The following is a 15,927-nucleotide window of genomic DNA, read 5'->3' as shown; positions in this document are numbered from 1 at the left end:
TGCGGCTTTTTGATCAAACTGTCGCTTTTATTCAATCTTCCTTTTTTACTTTTGCCTACAATCCCTACCAAGAAATAATTCAAAATAATAAACAGATAAATGATGGCCTGATGCGTCATTTAGTCTTTATCTATACAGGTAGAAGCAATGATCACTATCGTAAAAATTGAACAACTAGAAGAATTAAGCACACTAAAAAAAGAGCACATTAAGCAAGCTACAGCGCCACTAGATGGTATGTGGTTATGCGGATTTGTACCAATGGCAGATCATTTTGGTTTTTATAAAGATGCAGAGTTGATTGGGTTTTGTTGTATAAATAGCGATGGTTACCTGCTTCAGTTTTACGTAAACCAACCAAATCAGGCTCTTTCTGATGATATTTTTACTTCTATTCTCAATAAAGAAAACGAGCTTATGGGTGCTGCAATTGGCGCTTTCTCTAGTACTGCAGAAACGCATTATTTATCATTATGTCTTGATCATGCAGCGAAAAATCAGGTAAATACGCTGATGTATCAACAAATCGAAAAAGCAGTAAAGAAAAAGACTGACTTACCAATGGCAGCAGCAACCGCTGAACAGCTAGCCGAATTTGTTGAATTTGCAAAAGCAAACATAGGTGCGCCTGAGGAATGGGTTACTGGGTATTATGCAAACCTAATTAGTCGCCAAGAGTTGTTTGGTTACTGGAAGAATAATGAGTTACTGGCTGCTGGTGAATGTCGTTTGTTTGACGAACATCAAACAGAGTATGCTGATTTGGGAATGGTTGTTGCTGAATCTGAACGTGGCCAAGGCATTGCGACTCAAGTACTCACTTACTTGATTGCTTTAGCAAACGGCAAAGGGTTAATCGCCATGTGTTCAACTGAGAAAACGAATATTGCCTCACAGAAAGCCATTACTCGTGCTGGCCTTACTTCTTCACATCGCATTGTTCAGTTTGATTTTTAAACTCATCAACATATCAACTTAAATACTAAAGCTAGTGACTTATTCTTTGAGTCATTCGCTTTATATTCTTCTTAAATGCTTATACCAATCTACATAAGTATTTGATCATTCTTGCTTGTTAAAATTGATTATATCTGCGTTATAAATTTTGTAATTAGATCCACTAGTTACTGTAATTTATGCCTTGCTCTAATCGATTTTTCCTACGCAATTATCTGAACAACTACTTATCCAGAATGGTATTATTGGCTATTCAATTCCACCGTAAATATCAATCGTAAGATCTCGTTGCTTTGCGTACTCCCCGGGGGTAACTCCCAAAGTACTTTTCAAATAACGGATTAAGTGTGGTTGATCGCTAAAGCCGAATTCGTACGCAACCGTTAACCAATCAATGTCGGTTTCTTCTCGCTGATACAGATACGTAATTAACGCTTCCAATCGATTCATTGACTGACATTGTTTTAAAGTAAACCCTGTCACTCGTAAAAAACTTCGCTCTAACGTTCTTTGTGAGCAATGCAATAACTCCCCTAATTGAGCAATGGGCGTTTTCGCTAATAAAGGTAGTGCTTTTGTTGTCAGTTTATAATGTTTATCTTCTTCTACTTTAGATAACCCCGGTAACAATATCTCATCTAACTTAGTACAAAGCCTCTGAGGATCTTGTTTGGCTAGCTTAATCAGATCTATTTCATTTATCTCTTCAGTACCGAATAATACGTTCAAATCTGCTGACACAATAGTATCTGCTACTGATTGTTGTGGTTCTTGATTTAATAAATACAACGCACCAACATGAAATTTAACCCCGATGATCGCAAAACCATGCGAGTGATCCATCTGTAATGTCTTGCTGTATGGGTATAACCAATGTGACCCTTTTCCCTTTAATCGATCAGATTCAATATCATAATGATAAGGCTGCTCAGGAATAGCAATGATCAAATGCCCTGCTGGCTCAGGGTTTAATTTGGGAAATGGGTTACTGTCTGTCTCTTCAGGTCTTTCTAAAAACCAATAACAATCGATCAGTTTAGCCACATCCGAATTTTTAGGGGGGTGAATCCACTTGATCATCATTAATACCGTAAAGAGAAAATAATAACCATTCTAACTGACTTATCTCATTAACAGCACAACAGAACACCATAATTATCTATATGATCCTATTCGTAGTTGAGCTAGAGATCTGATTTTTGACTAAAAACTCAACAGAGTTCGATTGAAAAAAGAGGAGTTCAGGTAAACTCTACCCTTTATTATTAAACCTAAGGATAGGAAATGCATTCGGTTCGTTTGGGAGAAAAGTTAATTACTCCATCTAAATTATTATGTATTGGCCGGAATTACGTTGCCCATATTAATGAATTAAATAATACGATCCCTGAGCAAATGGTGGTGTTTAATAAACCAAATTCATGCATCACTTCAACCCTATCTTCTTTCCATCAAGAACGTTTACATTATGAAGTTGAGATCTGTTTTTTGATTGAAGAAGAACAGCTATCTGCCGTTGCAATTGGTTTTGATTTAACCAAACGAGATTTACAGTCTGAGCTAAAAAGCAAAGGACTTCCTTGGGAGCGAGCAAAAGCCTTTGATGGCTCAGCGGTATTTAGCCGTTTCATCCCACTTGATGGTATCGACAGTAATCAACTTCAAATTGAGCTATTCATTAACAGTATGAGAGTTCAATGTGGCCAAGTTAGCCAGATGATTTACTCTCCAGAAACTATCCTTGCTGATTTAAAATCCTATACCCAATTGTATGATGGCGATGTCATCATGACTGGTACACCTCAAGGCGTTGGTGAAATTCATATGGGGGATATATTTCTTAGCCGCTTAAAGCTAGATGGAAAGACATTGATTGAAGCTGAGTGGGTAGCAAGATAATAGCCTCCCACTCTTTGGCCTTATGCTGAAAATACCCATAAGTTAAGCACTAAGAATACGATCATGCTGATAATCGTTGTCAGTAGTACATTCTTTGTTTTCCATGCAATCAGAGCTGCAGTTAATGCCGCCCACAAATATGGGTTTGACCCAGAAAGCGATAATTCATTGTCAGGCATAAATACAATTGGAGCCCAAATCGCGGTTAAAACAGAAGGACTTGAATAGCTTAATAACCTCTGAGTTTGAGCGTTTAATCTAAGGGGTAATTTGGGTTCTAAAAACAAGTAGCGACTTAAAAACACTAACGCCGTCATTGCTAAAATTGATATGAAAATCATCCTCTTTTCCCTCTTAATATCTCTGTTAAATACCCTGCTACCATACCGCCAATACTCGCTATCATTAAACTGCCTTCAACGGAAAAATACGTCAGTGTGACAGACAAGATTAAGGCACTAATAACAGAGACCAGTACTGGGCTATTTTTGATGGTAGGTACAACAATGGCAATAAAGGTCGCCGCCACCGCAAACTCTAATCCAAGTTCATTCAATGAGGGAATATAACTACCCGCAACAATTCCGGCTAAGGTTGCTGCATTCCAAAAGAAATAGAAACTGAATCCTGCACCTAGTGCGTACCAACGATTAAATTGTTTTTCTGATTGGTGCCCACATACAGCAAACAATTCATCGGTTAATAAAAAGCCAAGAGATAAACGCCATCGAAGCGGTAAAGGGCTAATTTTATCTCTCATCGAGACGCTATATAAAAAATGACGCGAGGTAATAAAAAAAGTTGTCAGCAACATGGTTGTTAACCCTGCGCCTGCTTTAATCATTCCCATGGCGACTAACTGAGCCGAACCTGCAAACAAAATTGCTGACATAGCTTGACCTTCAAAAGGAGTAAGACCTACATCAATAGCAAATGAACCGGCTAATAACCCCCATGGTAATACTGCGATGCTAAGTGGGATCATCGCTAATGTTCCTTGCCAAAAAAGACGAGAATTTGAACAAGGCTGTACGGCAGTATTTATATCCATAAACGACTCTTTATTAAATCAAATCAGCCTATATTAGAGCTGTATTCCTTTATCTAAGATTGTACAAACTTGCTTAAAATAGTTTGAGGTATTGCCCTGGAGTTATCCCCATCGCTTTTTTAAAATGACGGTGTAAATGGCTCTGATCATGAAATCCCGTTTCTTGTGCAGTATCAGACAACGAATGCCCTTGCTTAAGAAGTTTACGTGCCATTCGTAAACGAGACTGAATTTGATAACTGTGTGGAGGAAGACCAAACGCCTTTTGAAACGATCTAACTAGGTGATAAGCACTCAAATTACTAAGTCGTGATAGATCTTCAAGAGAAACATCCGCTTGAGGGAAGTCGTCTAAAAATTCTTTTATTAAATACAATGGTTTTTGAACTTTAGAGATAGCTCCATCTGTATAACGTGTTTTGCTATGCTTACACATGAGTTTAACTAAAACGCCATAAACTAAGGTTTCTCTTAATAAACGATTATCCGATTGATCCAACATGGTGAACACTAGCCTCAACTGGTTAGCTAGTTCTGGATCATAAACCACAGGCTCCGCAAAATAAGGGGCTCCAACTTGCCCACAACTCAATTCCCTGCTTAAACTTTCTAATTGCTCAGGCAACGGATACATCGCCTTATACCCCCACCCTCCATCCGTTGCCGAATGGCCACTGTGAATATCGTCGGCATTAATTAAAATGATGCTGTCTTGAGGGGCGGTATGATTGCCACCACTACGATAAAAGTGTTGAGCACCACGTTCAATGACACCAATCGTATATCCTTCATGACTGTGACGTGAGAAAGTCTGCTTTTCATAATCAGCATTTAATATTTCAAGCCCTCCAAGCTCTTCTGCTACTTGGTAGTGTGCTATTTCCTTTTTTACTTTCTCATTAGCCATCATTCATCCCTATTTACTAAAGTATATAGTAAGCCCTCTCATTTCTTTTGTACAAAATTGCGCATTATTATTTTTATTCTTATTAACAATAATGTCTATATTTTTTAATATGCCGATTTTATATCACTAGGCGACTTTTTAATCATGGATCTTACCTCTTCACTACTATAAAATCCGCCTCCTGATTTATAATTCAAAATAAAATAATGATTGATATTACTATTCTTCCTGTTTACTTAACTGCTGTTATCGCCCTACTGCTACTGCCTGGTCCTGATATGCTGTTGATTGCTAGTTCAAGCATGAGTTACGGCCGTAAAGTCGGTTTATTTGCCAGCTTAGGTAATGCGACCTCGGGTATTATTTTAACCTTGCTTGCTGCTTTAGGCGTATCTGCATTGATTGCGATGAGCCCTATTGCCTTAAAAGCATTACATCTCGTTGGTGGTGCCTACTTATTAAAAATGGGTTGGGATTGTATTCGAGCAGAAGCAGATGAAGCACCAGAATTACAACAAGGCTCGACAATGGCAACCACGTTTTATCAACGTGCTTTAGTCAGTAATCTGCTAAACCCTAAAGCGTTAGTCTTCTTTGTTATGTTTTTACCGCAATTTGTTTCTACCAATATTGCAGCAACCTCTGGCGAGCAAATGTTGGTACTTGGCTTATTGCTTAACGTTCTTGGTTTATTGTTTAACTTAATCTTGGTAGCGTTAGTGGGAACACTTGGAAAGTCGCTAATCAATAACGTGAAATTCAGAACGTATCAACATAAATTCATGGGCGGGATTTTTATCATTCTTGCACTGTGGATGTTGAGCTCTTTTGTTTTTGTTTAAATTATCAATGCCAGTATTTCCATACTGGCTAATTTACTCTGAATTTAAAATGTAAATAAATCCCCATCTTTATCAACAAACAATGTGATTTTTTTGTTTATATATATCGAGCAATTATATTAAAATTAGCGATCTACGCTACATATATACCACTTAAGTATTATATAATTCCATTTTTACTCTCCAATTCAAATAAATATCCCATATATTTTGGCAATCTCTATCAACTTATTAATCTAGAGATATTTATTTATGTCATATATATTTACACTTATCATTGTTGGGCTTGTTGCCTATTCAATGTTGAAAAAATTCAATCCTCAAGCAACATTAATAACAGCTGGCCTCTTCTTACTTGCCTTTGCACAATTTGCTGATATTAGTCCCATTCTTGCCGATGGAAAAACACAAGGCACTATGTTTTTTGATTTATGGCAACGTTTTACAGAAATTACAAACGGCCGTTTAGGTAAAGTTGGTTTAACGCTCGTTTCAATTGCTGGTGTATCAACGTATCTAAACCACATAGGTGCATCTCAAGCATTAGTTAAATCGACTTCTCGCCCAGTAATGGCAGTCAAAAGTCCTTATGTATTATTAGCGCTAGTACTGGTTTTTGTATCAATCATGTATGTCTTTATTACTGGGGCAACCTCATTATCCTTATTATTAATGGGAACGCTGTACCCTGTACTTCGTAATGCCGGTGTCAGTGCAAAAACGGCCGTGGCAACTATCGTTATTCCTACCGCATGGGAATATGGCCCAGGTCAAATAAACGCAGTGATCGGTGCGAACGCAATTAACGTTGAAATCATGGATTTTGTTGTTAATCATCAAACTATTTTCCAAGCATTGCTACTGCTTACCATTCCTTTTGTGAATATCCTTTGGCAACGTTACTGTGATAAAAAAGAAGGTTATGATCCTGCACAAGATCGCGGTAAATACTTAAAAACACTAGAAGAAAAACACGATCAAAATGATACCGTTCCTGGTTTCTACGCACTACTTCCAGTGCTTCCATTTGTGTTCTTATTTGGTTTCTCAAGCATGGTGATGGAATCAATTACCATGACGATTCCAATCGCTATGATGTCCACAATATCTATCTGTGTCATTATTGAAGCGATCCGATTCCGTTCAATTCAACGTGCTTTTGATAATTTTGAAGCATGGTTGAAGGGCACTGGAATGATTTTTGCGAGTGTATTAACGTTAATGATAGCCGCTGAATTTTTCTCAGCTGGCTTAACAAATATTGGCGCGATTACCGCGTTGATCGATACTGCAAAATCATTTGATCTTGGGCCAAGTGGCATTGTGATTGTATTTTCTGGTTTTATTCTACTTACGGCTTTCATTACAGGTTCAGGCAATGCTCCAGTAATGGCATTTATCCCGATTGTTCCTCAAATCGCGACTAATTTTGGTGTTAATCCTTTACTTCCATTAGTTCCAATTCTATTTGCAGCAGGTATTGGCCGAACTATATCTCCAGTTGCTGGCGTTATTATAACGGTATCTGGTATGGCTAACATCACTCCGATTGATGTTATTAAACGTACTTCTGTTCCAATGTTAAGCAGTATGGTAGTAGTCTTAATTTTAGCTGTAATTCAGTACGCATAGCTAATTTACATATAAAAAACGGTGAGCTACTAGCCCACCGTTTTTATATATAAATAATTAGACGTTTTGTGATGACCTACAATTAAATACTCTTCACTTGAGGTTTCATCGCTTCCTCTTTATTTCCTGTCATCACAAAACTTAAATCACCGCCCGCTTTAAATTCTTTATGCTCAAAGAATAAACCGCTTTCAAGTTGCTTTCCGTTAATCGTGACTGATTTAATGTACATATTATCATCGGAGTTATTGGCCGCTCTCACCGTAAAGAAACCATCTTTAACCGGAAGGCGGATCTCATCAAATAATGGACGACCTACAGTATAAGTAGGATCTGCACCATTTACTTGGTAAAAACCCATTGCAGACATAACATACCATGCTGACATTGAGCCAACATCTTCATTACCTACAATTCCCTCTGGTGTCGCGTGATACATTTCATCAAGAATATGATCTACCACTTCTTGAGTTTTCCAAGGCTCGGCAGTCCAATTGTATAAGTACGGAATATGATGAGAAGGCTCATTACCAAAAGCGACTTGTCCAATTAATCCTGACATATCTGCGGTTTCATCACCAGATAGTTTAGCGTTGAATGTCGCCTCTAGATTCGTTAAAAAGGCGCGTTCTCCACCCATAATGTCTTTAAGACCATTGATATCGTGAGGAGCAAACCACGTCCATTGCCATGCATTCCCTTCGGTATAATTCCCCGTTTCATGAGCGGTACCAAATGGGTCAAAAGGTGTCATAAACTCACCTGTAGCCATGATCGGACGCATAAATCCGGTGACTCCCTCTTCGGCATATTGTTCTGGATTATTATCAAAATACTTTTTAAACAAATCAGCTCTAGCTAAATATATTTCTGCATTTTTATCGTCTCCGGCCAATGTGGCTATTTGAGAAATACACCAATCATAGTAAGCATTCTCTAACCCATAAGAAACTGATTCAATTGTATAATCAGGGTTAACGGCATTACCTTCTGCATCTCTTTGAATGGCAGGAGCAAAGCCAAATGCGGGATCTTCAATGTATTTAACGTGTGTGGTTAATGTTTTATCAAGAACTTGTTTATCCCACTCAGAAAAGTCTTCAGGCTTATATGTTGATGAAGCGATAGCCGCATTCAGAGCTTGAACCTTCTCTTCTTGCGAGAATTCGTCTGGATACTTAGTCATGGCATCAGCGATAACAGCAACCGCGGGATAACCCACCATGGTTCCTGTTTCGTCTCCCATGTGCTCCCATTTAGGCAACAACCCACTTTCCATTTGCTTTTGAACTAGGTTCTTTGCATATTGAACCGCTCGAGTCGGCTCTGTGATCGTTTTTAGAGGATGCAACGCACGGAAGGTATCCCATAAAGAATATACCGTAAAATTAGGCTTATCGTCGGTGGCTGTTCCATAAGCAATGCGGTATTCATCTTCACCATTACGCATAGATCCAACCCCCATCCCTCGGAAGCTATTACCTACATCCTGATGTACGATTGGCGCAATTTTAGTATGGTATAACGCAGTATAAAAAATCTCTTTTTCTTCTTCAGTACCACCTTTAATAAAGAAGTTTAGCGCCTTACTCCATTTTTTAACCGCATTACCTCGAGCAATATTAAATGACGTTAATTTACCATCAGTATATGCTTCTGCATCATGATTTCCCTTCGCGCCATCAGCACTCACGCCAGAAATAGCCACCTGTGCATTTAACTCTTGGCTATCACCAGATTCAAATTCTATATAAGCAGTTACATCGGCTTTCGTGCGCTTAATCGCAACGCCTTCATCGTTGTAAATCAGCTCAGAGCGGTGTTCTGCAATCAAACCATTTACTTTAACGCCACCAGATAATAGATAAACGGCTTTAATTTTCTTATCGAAAGTGGCATGGAAAAACACTTTTTGATTCTTCGCCCAACCAGAAAAGTTCGCCGAATCTTTTTCACCCGTAATCGTGTAGCCGTCGTCACTTACCTGCAATTGATTACGTAGAGACGTTGAGCCCCAATCAGAATTTAAGATAGAGTTTAAATCTATCTTAAGCTTCATTGGTTTACCTTTTGGGTAGGTGTAGCGATGGAAGCCGACTCGCTCTGAAGCGGTAAGCTCTGCTTTTATGCCATTATCGGCGATTTCAACAGAATAATACCCAGCCTCTGCTATCTCTGTTGTCTTATCTAACTTAACAAATTTTGCCTTACGGTAATCATCTGATTGGTCGATGTATTTTTCATTATCTTCTGTAAATGGAAGGAATTGAATATCACCAAGCCCTCCCATTCCTGCGCCACTAATGTGAGTATGAGAAAAACCAAATAAGGTATCTTTATCATAGTGATACCCTGAAGCCGAGTGCCACCCAATTAATTCTGTATCTGGAGAGAGTTGTACCATCCCTTCTGGTACCACTGCCCCTGGGAAAGTATGCCCATTAAATCCTGTACCAATAAAAGGATTAATGTAAGCAACATTGCCTTCAAGTTCGGGAAATGGCGTCGTTACCGAACTATCAGAATCATTATTCTCTGTATAAATATTATTTACGGTTTCTTCTGTGCAACCAATAAGACCAAAAGCAACAGCGAATGCTAAAAAAGATCGTTTAAATTTCATGAAAATCCTTATTCTTTAAAGTAATAGGCACTGAATAAACAGTGCCTAATTGAGTTAATTTAGATCCGCTTTCATTGCTTGGTTTTTGTCGCCAGTCATTACAAAATGTAAGTTGCCACCAGCTTTAATATCACTGTGTTCGAATGAAAAATCTGTCAGTGGTTGGCCGTTAATCGTGACCGATTTAACAAATTTATTATGCGGACTGTTGTTATCTGCGGTAATAGTAAACTCACCACCTTCCACCGCTAATGTAGTCTTATCAAACAGTGGACGACCAATGCTGTAAGTTGGGTCTGCTGGAGTCACTTGGTAGAACCCCATCGCCGACATGATGTACCAAGAAGACATTTGACCAACATCTTCATTACCAACAATGCCAGTTGGCGTAGCTGAGTACATTTCACTCATGATACGGTCTAAGTACTCTTGAGCTTTCCAAGGCTCATCAGTCATGTTGTATAAGTAAGGAATATGGTGTGATGGTTCATTACCATGCATATATTGACCAACATACCCCGTTAAATCTGGTAACTCTTCACCAGTATTAGAAGAACTTGCCGTAAATAACTCATCTAAATCTTCACGGAACGCTTTCTCTGGTGAGGTCTCTTTCCCTTTTGCTACATCTGCTTGATAGATAGCCTCTTTTAGCCCTTCAAAGTCATGCATCGGCTGGAACTTCCATTGCCATGCATTACCTTCAGTAAAGGCGAATTCGTCTACGTAGTAAGGATCAAACGGTTCAAATTCACAGGTTTTCACCTCCTCAACAGTCTCACAGTTTGCAATCGGATGATTGAACTCTGACGCTGGTTTTTCCGGACGAGTGCTGTCCGGATGATTTTTCGGGCGTAAGAATCCAGTTTCAGCATCCCAATGATTTTTCCAATTACCAGCACGAACTATGAACTTATTTTGAAGTGCAGTATCCCCACTCATTCGTGCAATTTCAGACATTGCCCAATCACCATAAGCAAACTCTAACGTATAAGATGCTGAGTTCCAGTAACCATGATGCACAAACCCATTTTCTTCATACACTTTAACTTGCACTACATTAGCTGCACCTAAGTTCTGATCTTCTGTCCAACCAGCATCAATAAATTGTTGCTTCTCCTGGTAACGGGCTGTAAATTCTGCGGCTTCTTTTGCTTTTTCAGGATCAATATTAAGGCCTTTTACCATTGCGTCTGCAATAATAGAAATCGCAGGAAAACCAATCATCGTCCCAGTGTAATGACCATGAAGCTCCCATTTAGGAAGAATGCCACCATCTTCATATTTACGAATTAAGTCATTCGCGTATTCTTCTGCTCGCTGTGGATTAATGATGGTCTGCAGTGGATGGAATGCACGGAATGTATCCCACATTGAATAGATAGAATAATTAGGTGTATCCCCTGCATCTTTAATATCTTGAGTTCGCATTGCACGATATTTACCATCAACATCTTGGAAAATCATAGGGGCGATTGAGGCGTGATATAGGGAAGTATAAAAGATTTCACGCTGCTCTTCGGTGCCGCCTTCAATTTTAATTTTATTAAGCTCTTGGTTCCAAGCATTCAAAGAGGTATTGCGTACTTTAGAAAAATCCCAATGCGGAACTTCAGCATTTAAATTTCCTTCAGCCCCTTCGGCACTCACTGGTGATAGTGCTACTTTCATTTCAACGGGTTTGTTTGATTCTGCAAATTCTAAATACGCAATGGTATGAACAGCCTCAATCGCTCCCTCATTATTAAGTGCTATATCCGTTTCAACATCGTCAATCATGGCTGTTGCTTTTATAATTGGTTGACTAAACTTGGCATAAAAATATATATGCTGATTATTCGCCCAACCATCAGAACTGCGTTTACCTCTAATTGTATATTCATCTACAATTTCAATATCACCAATCGTGGTACGATTACCCCACGACTTATTTAAGGTATGGTCAAGATCAAGCTTAATATAAGGTGTCGATCCTTTTTTAAAGGTATAGCGATGATAACCAACACGAGGAGATGTTGTTAACTCGGCTTTAATTTCACCATTATTCAGTTCTACTGCATAATAGCCTGCTTGAGCGATTTCATTTTTCTTATCAAACGTATTGTAAGTGGCATTCGATTTATTTATAAATGGCAGAATAAGAATATCACCTAAATCCGTAATACCCGTTCCTGATAAATGAGTATGAGAAAATCCATACACAGGAATATCAACTAATTTACCATGATCAAAATAACCAGCTGCAGAACCCCAACCGTCCATTTCTGTATCAGGCGATAATTGAACCATACCAGAAGGATATACAGCGCCAGGGAAAGTGTGTCCATCCGCGCCAGTGCCAATAAATGGGTTTATATATTTAGCAAAGCCTGATATAGCAGGGGCAGTGATTGCTGGAACATCAGGATTAGAGGTTGATATATGATTAACTGTTTCATCACCACAACCAGTCAGTCCAAAAGCGACAGCAAATGCTAAGAAAGAAAGTTGATATTTCATATTGTTCCTTATTACTAATAATGGAAAACATAGATATATTAATCTTTGTTTTTTATTGATATTTAGCAATTAGGTCAGAATATAAAACACGCCTTCATGTTCAAATCTGCACAATCTATTTAGATGTACCCAATATGCTTAATAATCACATTTCTATGGTTTATTTAAATAAAAATAAGTATCGCCTTGCTATGAAAGCATTCGTTTTTATTTAATACACCAGTTGATAACCACAAGAATAATAAGTATTTATTACATCTTCAGTAAGTTGACATTTAAACCATTTACTGGATTATTGAATCATAAAAAGTAATTTGTGATATGTTGCGTAATATTGATCTAAACAACAAATGAAATAGATATATAAGTCACAGCAATAGATATTTAATAACAAATATTTAATTTACGCATATAAAAAGTGTGATTTTAGTTCATAGATTAAATCTATTTTTTATTAAATATTATTCCTCTTCATATAAAATGGCCTCAATTTAATATTGAGGCCATTAACATAATTAGCTAAACGTTGTTACTGTATTACAAGCTTTTCTGATGTTCTTTAATTAGAGACTCCATTGCTGCATTTGCTTTTTCTTGTGCTGCAACATAATCATCTATTGGATTTATTTCTGTCACCATCTCATAATAACATTTCAGTTTTGGCTCAGTTCCTGATGGACGAACGATAATACGAGACTCATCTTCTAGGTGATAAATCAACACATCACTCGCCGGTAGATCGATGGATTCTGTAGAGCCATTAGATAAATAACGTAATGAGGCTTTCAAGTCTTCCGTTGCACAAATATTTACACCAGCAATCTGAGTTGGCGGATTTGCTCTTAATTTATCGCCAATTGGTGGTGAATTAGGGGCTAATGCAATGCTTTGTTGTGCATTGACATATAAACCATGAGTGCGATAAATCAACTCTAGTTCATCCCAAACACTCTTGCCTTGAGTTGAAAGCTCTGCTGCTAACTGAGCAAAAGCAACTAACGCTGATAAACCATCTTTATCCCACACTTCACTACCAACGGTGTAACCAAGCGCTTCTTCATAAGCGAAAAGAAATTGTTTTTCTTCATTCTGTTTTTGCATGGCTACGTTGGTTAACCATTTAAAGCCCGTTAATGTTTGGAAATACTCTGCGCCTTTTGCCTCAGCAATTTTCTTTAATAAACGTGACGAGACAATCGTGTTTCCCACAAGTTGTTTGCTTGCGTCTGTATGATTTAATAGATAATGACCAAATAAAATGCCCACTTGATCACCGGTGAGCATTTGATAATTACCATCCGCTTTTCTGGCGGCAAGAGCAAATCGGTCAGCATCAGGATCATTCGCACACGCTAACTCTGCATTAACCGAATCGGCTAACGCAATAACCATATCCATTGCCCCTTTTTCTTCAGGGTTAGGGAAATTTACGGTAGGAAAAGTACCATCCGGCTCTCTTTGCTCTGCCACACTAGCAACATGGATAAATCCTGCATCATGTAATAAGGTTTCAGCCATGTCAGCACCAACACCATGCATCGCGGTATAGGCGATTGAGATCGCTGATGGATCAGTGTGATTTGAAAGCAATGGGTTATTGTTCATTGTATTACGGTAGCTTTGATAGTATTTATCATCTAGCCATACTAATAACCCTTTGGCTTCAGCATCACTAAGTGACATCCATGGAATTGACTTGGTGGCTGCAATATCTATTTGATGAGCAATACCAGAATCATGCGGTGGAATAATCTGTGCCCCATTTTCCCAATATACTTTAAAACCATTATATTCAGGAGGATTGTGACTGGCAGTAACAACGACAGCCCCTGCTGCATTAAATTTCTTTATGCCATAAGCGACAATCGGAGTTGCTGCAACTTTGGTTGTTAAAAAGACGTTAATGCCAAGTGCAGTTAGAACACTCGCGGTATCATGAGCAAACTGCAGAGAGTCGGTACGACCATCATAACCAATGACTACACCTCTTTGGCCTGCATCAATTATGTGTTCAATTAAATAATGACCTAGCCCTGTCGCTGTCTCTTGAATTACTAACCTGTTCATTCTATTTGGCCCTGCACCAACCATGCCTCGTAGCCCAGCCGTACCAAATTGGAGGCGAGAAGAAAAACGATCATTTAATTCTTCGATATCATTAATATCAACGAGCGACTGAAGTTCTTCTCTTGTTTTTTCTTCAGGATCTCTGCTTAACCAATTATTGATTTGCTGCATCATAATAAAAACCTCATTACTGAATATGTCTTAAGTCTAAATGATATTCATTATCAATTAAATGAACACAATCGCTAAACTCAGGAAAAAATAGCTAACTATGACCAAATTATAGTTCTTATACGTAAATACTATTAACCACATAAAACTAAACTATTAATTCGATGATTTTTTCTCTTATTTTTAACGCTATAAGTGATAAAGTAATAATAGATCAATATTAATATAACCTATTTATTTGTAAGGATATTATATGAAAATCGCCATGTTCAGTACCAAATCTTATGATGAATCCTCTTTTAGCCGTATCAATAATAAATTTCAATTTGAGTGCCAATATTTCAACTTTCAACTTACAGAAAGTACGGCACCAATCGCGAATGGTTCCGATGTTGTTTGTGCTTTTGTTAATGATGATTTATCTGCTCCCGTTTTAAAGCAACTTGCAGAGCAAGGGACAAAGCTGATTGCAATGCGCTGTGCCGGTTTTGATCGTGTTGACTTAAACGCTGCAAAAGAACTAGGGTTACAAGTGGTTCGTGTCCCTGCTTATTCACCAGAAGCAATCGCTGAACATGCCGTTGGACTGATGATGTGTTTGAATCGTCGTTTTCATAAAGCGTATCAACGCACGCGTGATGCTAACTTCTCTCTAGAAGGCTTAACTGGATTTAACTTTTTTGGTAAGACGGCAGGCGTGATTGGCTCTGGAAAAATTGGCCTGGCAACGATGCGTATTCTGAAAGGATTAGGCATGGAAATCCTTTGTTATGACCCATACCCAAGCCAAGTTGCGATTGATTTAGGGGTTAAATACACAACGTTAGATGATATTTTTACCCACTCAGATGTGATCACATTGCACTGCCCATTAACATCAGAAAATAAACACTTATTAGATACTGATTCATTTGAAAAAATGAAAGATGGTGTGATGATAATCAACACTAGCCGTGGTGGATTATTAAATTCAGCGAATGCTATTGAAGCTTTAAAAGCAGGTAAGATTGGCGCTCTTGGATTAGATGTTTATGATCATGAGAAAGAATTGTTCTTCCAAGATAAATCAAATGACATTATTACCGATGATGTATTTCGCCGCTTATCCGCGTGTCACAACGTACTCTTCACTGGGCATCAAGCTTTCTTAACAGACGAAGCGTTAGAGAATATTGCTGCCACCACATTAGGAAGTATTGACGCCTTTATCAACGGCAATATTTCTGGTAACGAGCTAATTTAAGCTTAAAAATAATGCCCTCATACTCGCTGAATATGA

At 38.3% G+C, this 15,927-nt stretch carries 12 protein-coding genes; 5 read left to right on the top strand and 7 right to left on the bottom strand.

The genetic code is table 11. From position 1 onward, the window contains the following. The first annotated feature begins 147 nt into the window (after nt 1–147). Entirely contained in the window at nt 148–957 is an 810-nt protein-coding gene (locus A6E03_RS12825) for a GNAT family N-acetyltransferase (RefSeq protein ID WP_065600999.1), read from the top strand. A gap of 249 nt (nt 958–1,206) precedes the next feature. Here the strand turns inward: A6E03_RS12825 and A6E03_RS12820 are convergent, their stop codons facing one another. Beyond that, the gene (locus A6E03_RS12820; protein WP_065600998.1) at nt 1,207–2,037 is read right to left on the bottom strand and encodes an AraC family transcriptional regulator; all 831 of its coding nucleotides are present in this window, start codon (nt 2,035–2,037) and stop codon (nt 1,207–1,209) included. Between the two features lie 204 nt (nt 2,038–2,241). On the opposite strand from A6E03_RS12820, the gene A6E03_RS12815 reads away from it, so the two are divergent. Beyond that, nucleotides 2,242–2,856: a fumarylacetoacetate hydrolase family protein gene (locus tag A6E03_RS12815; RefSeq protein ID WP_065591671.1), complete on the top strand. Its 615-nt coding sequence runs from the start codon at nt 2,242–2,244 to the stop codon at nt 2,854–2,856. A 20-nt stretch (nt 2,857–2,876) separates the two neighbouring features. On the opposite strand, the gene A6E03_RS12810 is transcribed toward A6E03_RS12815, so the two are convergent. The 3 genes from A6E03_RS12810 to A6E03_RS12800 all read right to left on the bottom strand — a co-directional run bounded on the left by A6E03_RS12810 (nt 2,877) and on the right by A6E03_RS12800 (nt 4,814). Then, nucleotides 2,877–3,197, bottom strand: coding sequence for an AzlD domain-containing protein (locus A6E03_RS12810; protein WP_065591670.1), 321 nt, complete (start codon nt 3,195–3,197; stop codon nt 2,877–2,879). After that, nucleotides 3,194–3,907 carry an AzlC family ABC transporter permease gene (locus tag A6E03_RS12805; RefSeq protein ID WP_065600997.1) on the bottom strand — a complete coding sequence of 238 codons (714 nt, stop codon included), beginning with the start codon at nt 3,905–3,907 and terminating at the stop codon, nt 3,194–3,196. The genes A6E03_RS12810 and A6E03_RS12805 overlap by 4 nt, the downstream gene beginning before the upstream one ends. Before the next feature lie 73 nt (nt 3,908–3,980). Next, nucleotides 3,981–4,814: an AraC family transcriptional regulator gene (locus A6E03_RS12800; protein ID WP_176703480.1), complete on the bottom strand. Its 834-nt coding sequence runs from the start codon at nt 4,812–4,814 to the stop codon at nt 3,981–3,983. Between the two features lie 206 nt (nt 4,815–5,020). Between A6E03_RS12800 and A6E03_RS12795 the strand changes: the two genes are divergently transcribed. Both A6E03_RS12795 and dcuC read left to right on the top strand, forming a co-directional pair. Further along, nucleotides 5,021–5,656 (top strand): LysE family translocator, encoded by a 636-nt coding sequence (locus A6E03_RS12795; protein ID WP_065600995.1) that lies wholly within the window; start codon nt 5,021–5,023, stop codon nt 5,654–5,656. Between the two features lie 252 nt (nt 5,657–5,908). Next, nucleotides 5,909–7,288 (top strand): C4-dicarboxylate transporter DcuC, encoded by a 1,380-nt coding sequence (gene dcuC, locus A6E03_RS12790; RefSeq protein WP_065600994.1) that lies wholly within the window; start codon nt 5,909–5,911, stop codon nt 7,286–7,288. 82 nt (nt 7,289–7,370) lie between these two features. Here dcuC and A6E03_RS12785 read toward each other — a convergent pair whose 3' ends face one another. From A6E03_RS12785 to A6E03_RS12775, 3 genes are all read right to left on the bottom strand, one after another. Further along, on the bottom strand, nt 7,371–9,911 hold the full coding sequence (locus A6E03_RS12785) for a GH92 family glycosyl hydrolase (protein ID WP_065600993.1): 2,541 nt from the start codon (nt 9,909–9,911) through the stop codon (nt 7,371–7,373). Nucleotides 9,912–9,965: 54 nt separating this feature from the next. Next, entirely contained in the window at nt 9,966–12,410 is a 2,445-nt protein-coding gene (locus A6E03_RS12780) for a GH92 family glycosyl hydrolase (RefSeq protein WP_065600992.1), read from the bottom strand. Between the two features lie 537 nt (nt 12,411–12,947). Next, complete coding sequence (locus A6E03_RS12775) at nt 12,948–14,651, bottom strand: phospho-sugar mutase (RefSeq protein ID WP_065600991.1); 1,704 nt, start codon at nt 14,649–14,651, stop codon at nt 12,948–12,950. A 250-nt stretch (nt 14,652–14,901) separates the two neighbouring features. Between A6E03_RS12775 and A6E03_RS12770 the strand changes: the two genes are divergently transcribed. Then, nucleotides 14,902–15,891, top strand: a complete 990-nt coding sequence (locus A6E03_RS12770) for a 2-hydroxyacid dehydrogenase (protein ID WP_065591663.1) — start codon at nt 14,902–14,904, stop codon at nt 15,889–15,891. Nucleotides 15,892–15,927 lie beyond the last annotated feature (36 nt).

It is taken from the genome of Aliivibrio sp. 1S128 (assembly GCF_001691065.1).
Taxonomy (GTDB): Bacteria; Pseudomonadota; Gammaproteobacteria; order Enterobacterales; family Vibrionaceae; genus Aliivibrio.
Note: the sequence above shows the minus strand (reverse complement) of the source record. Positions and strands in the feature narration are given on the sequence as shown.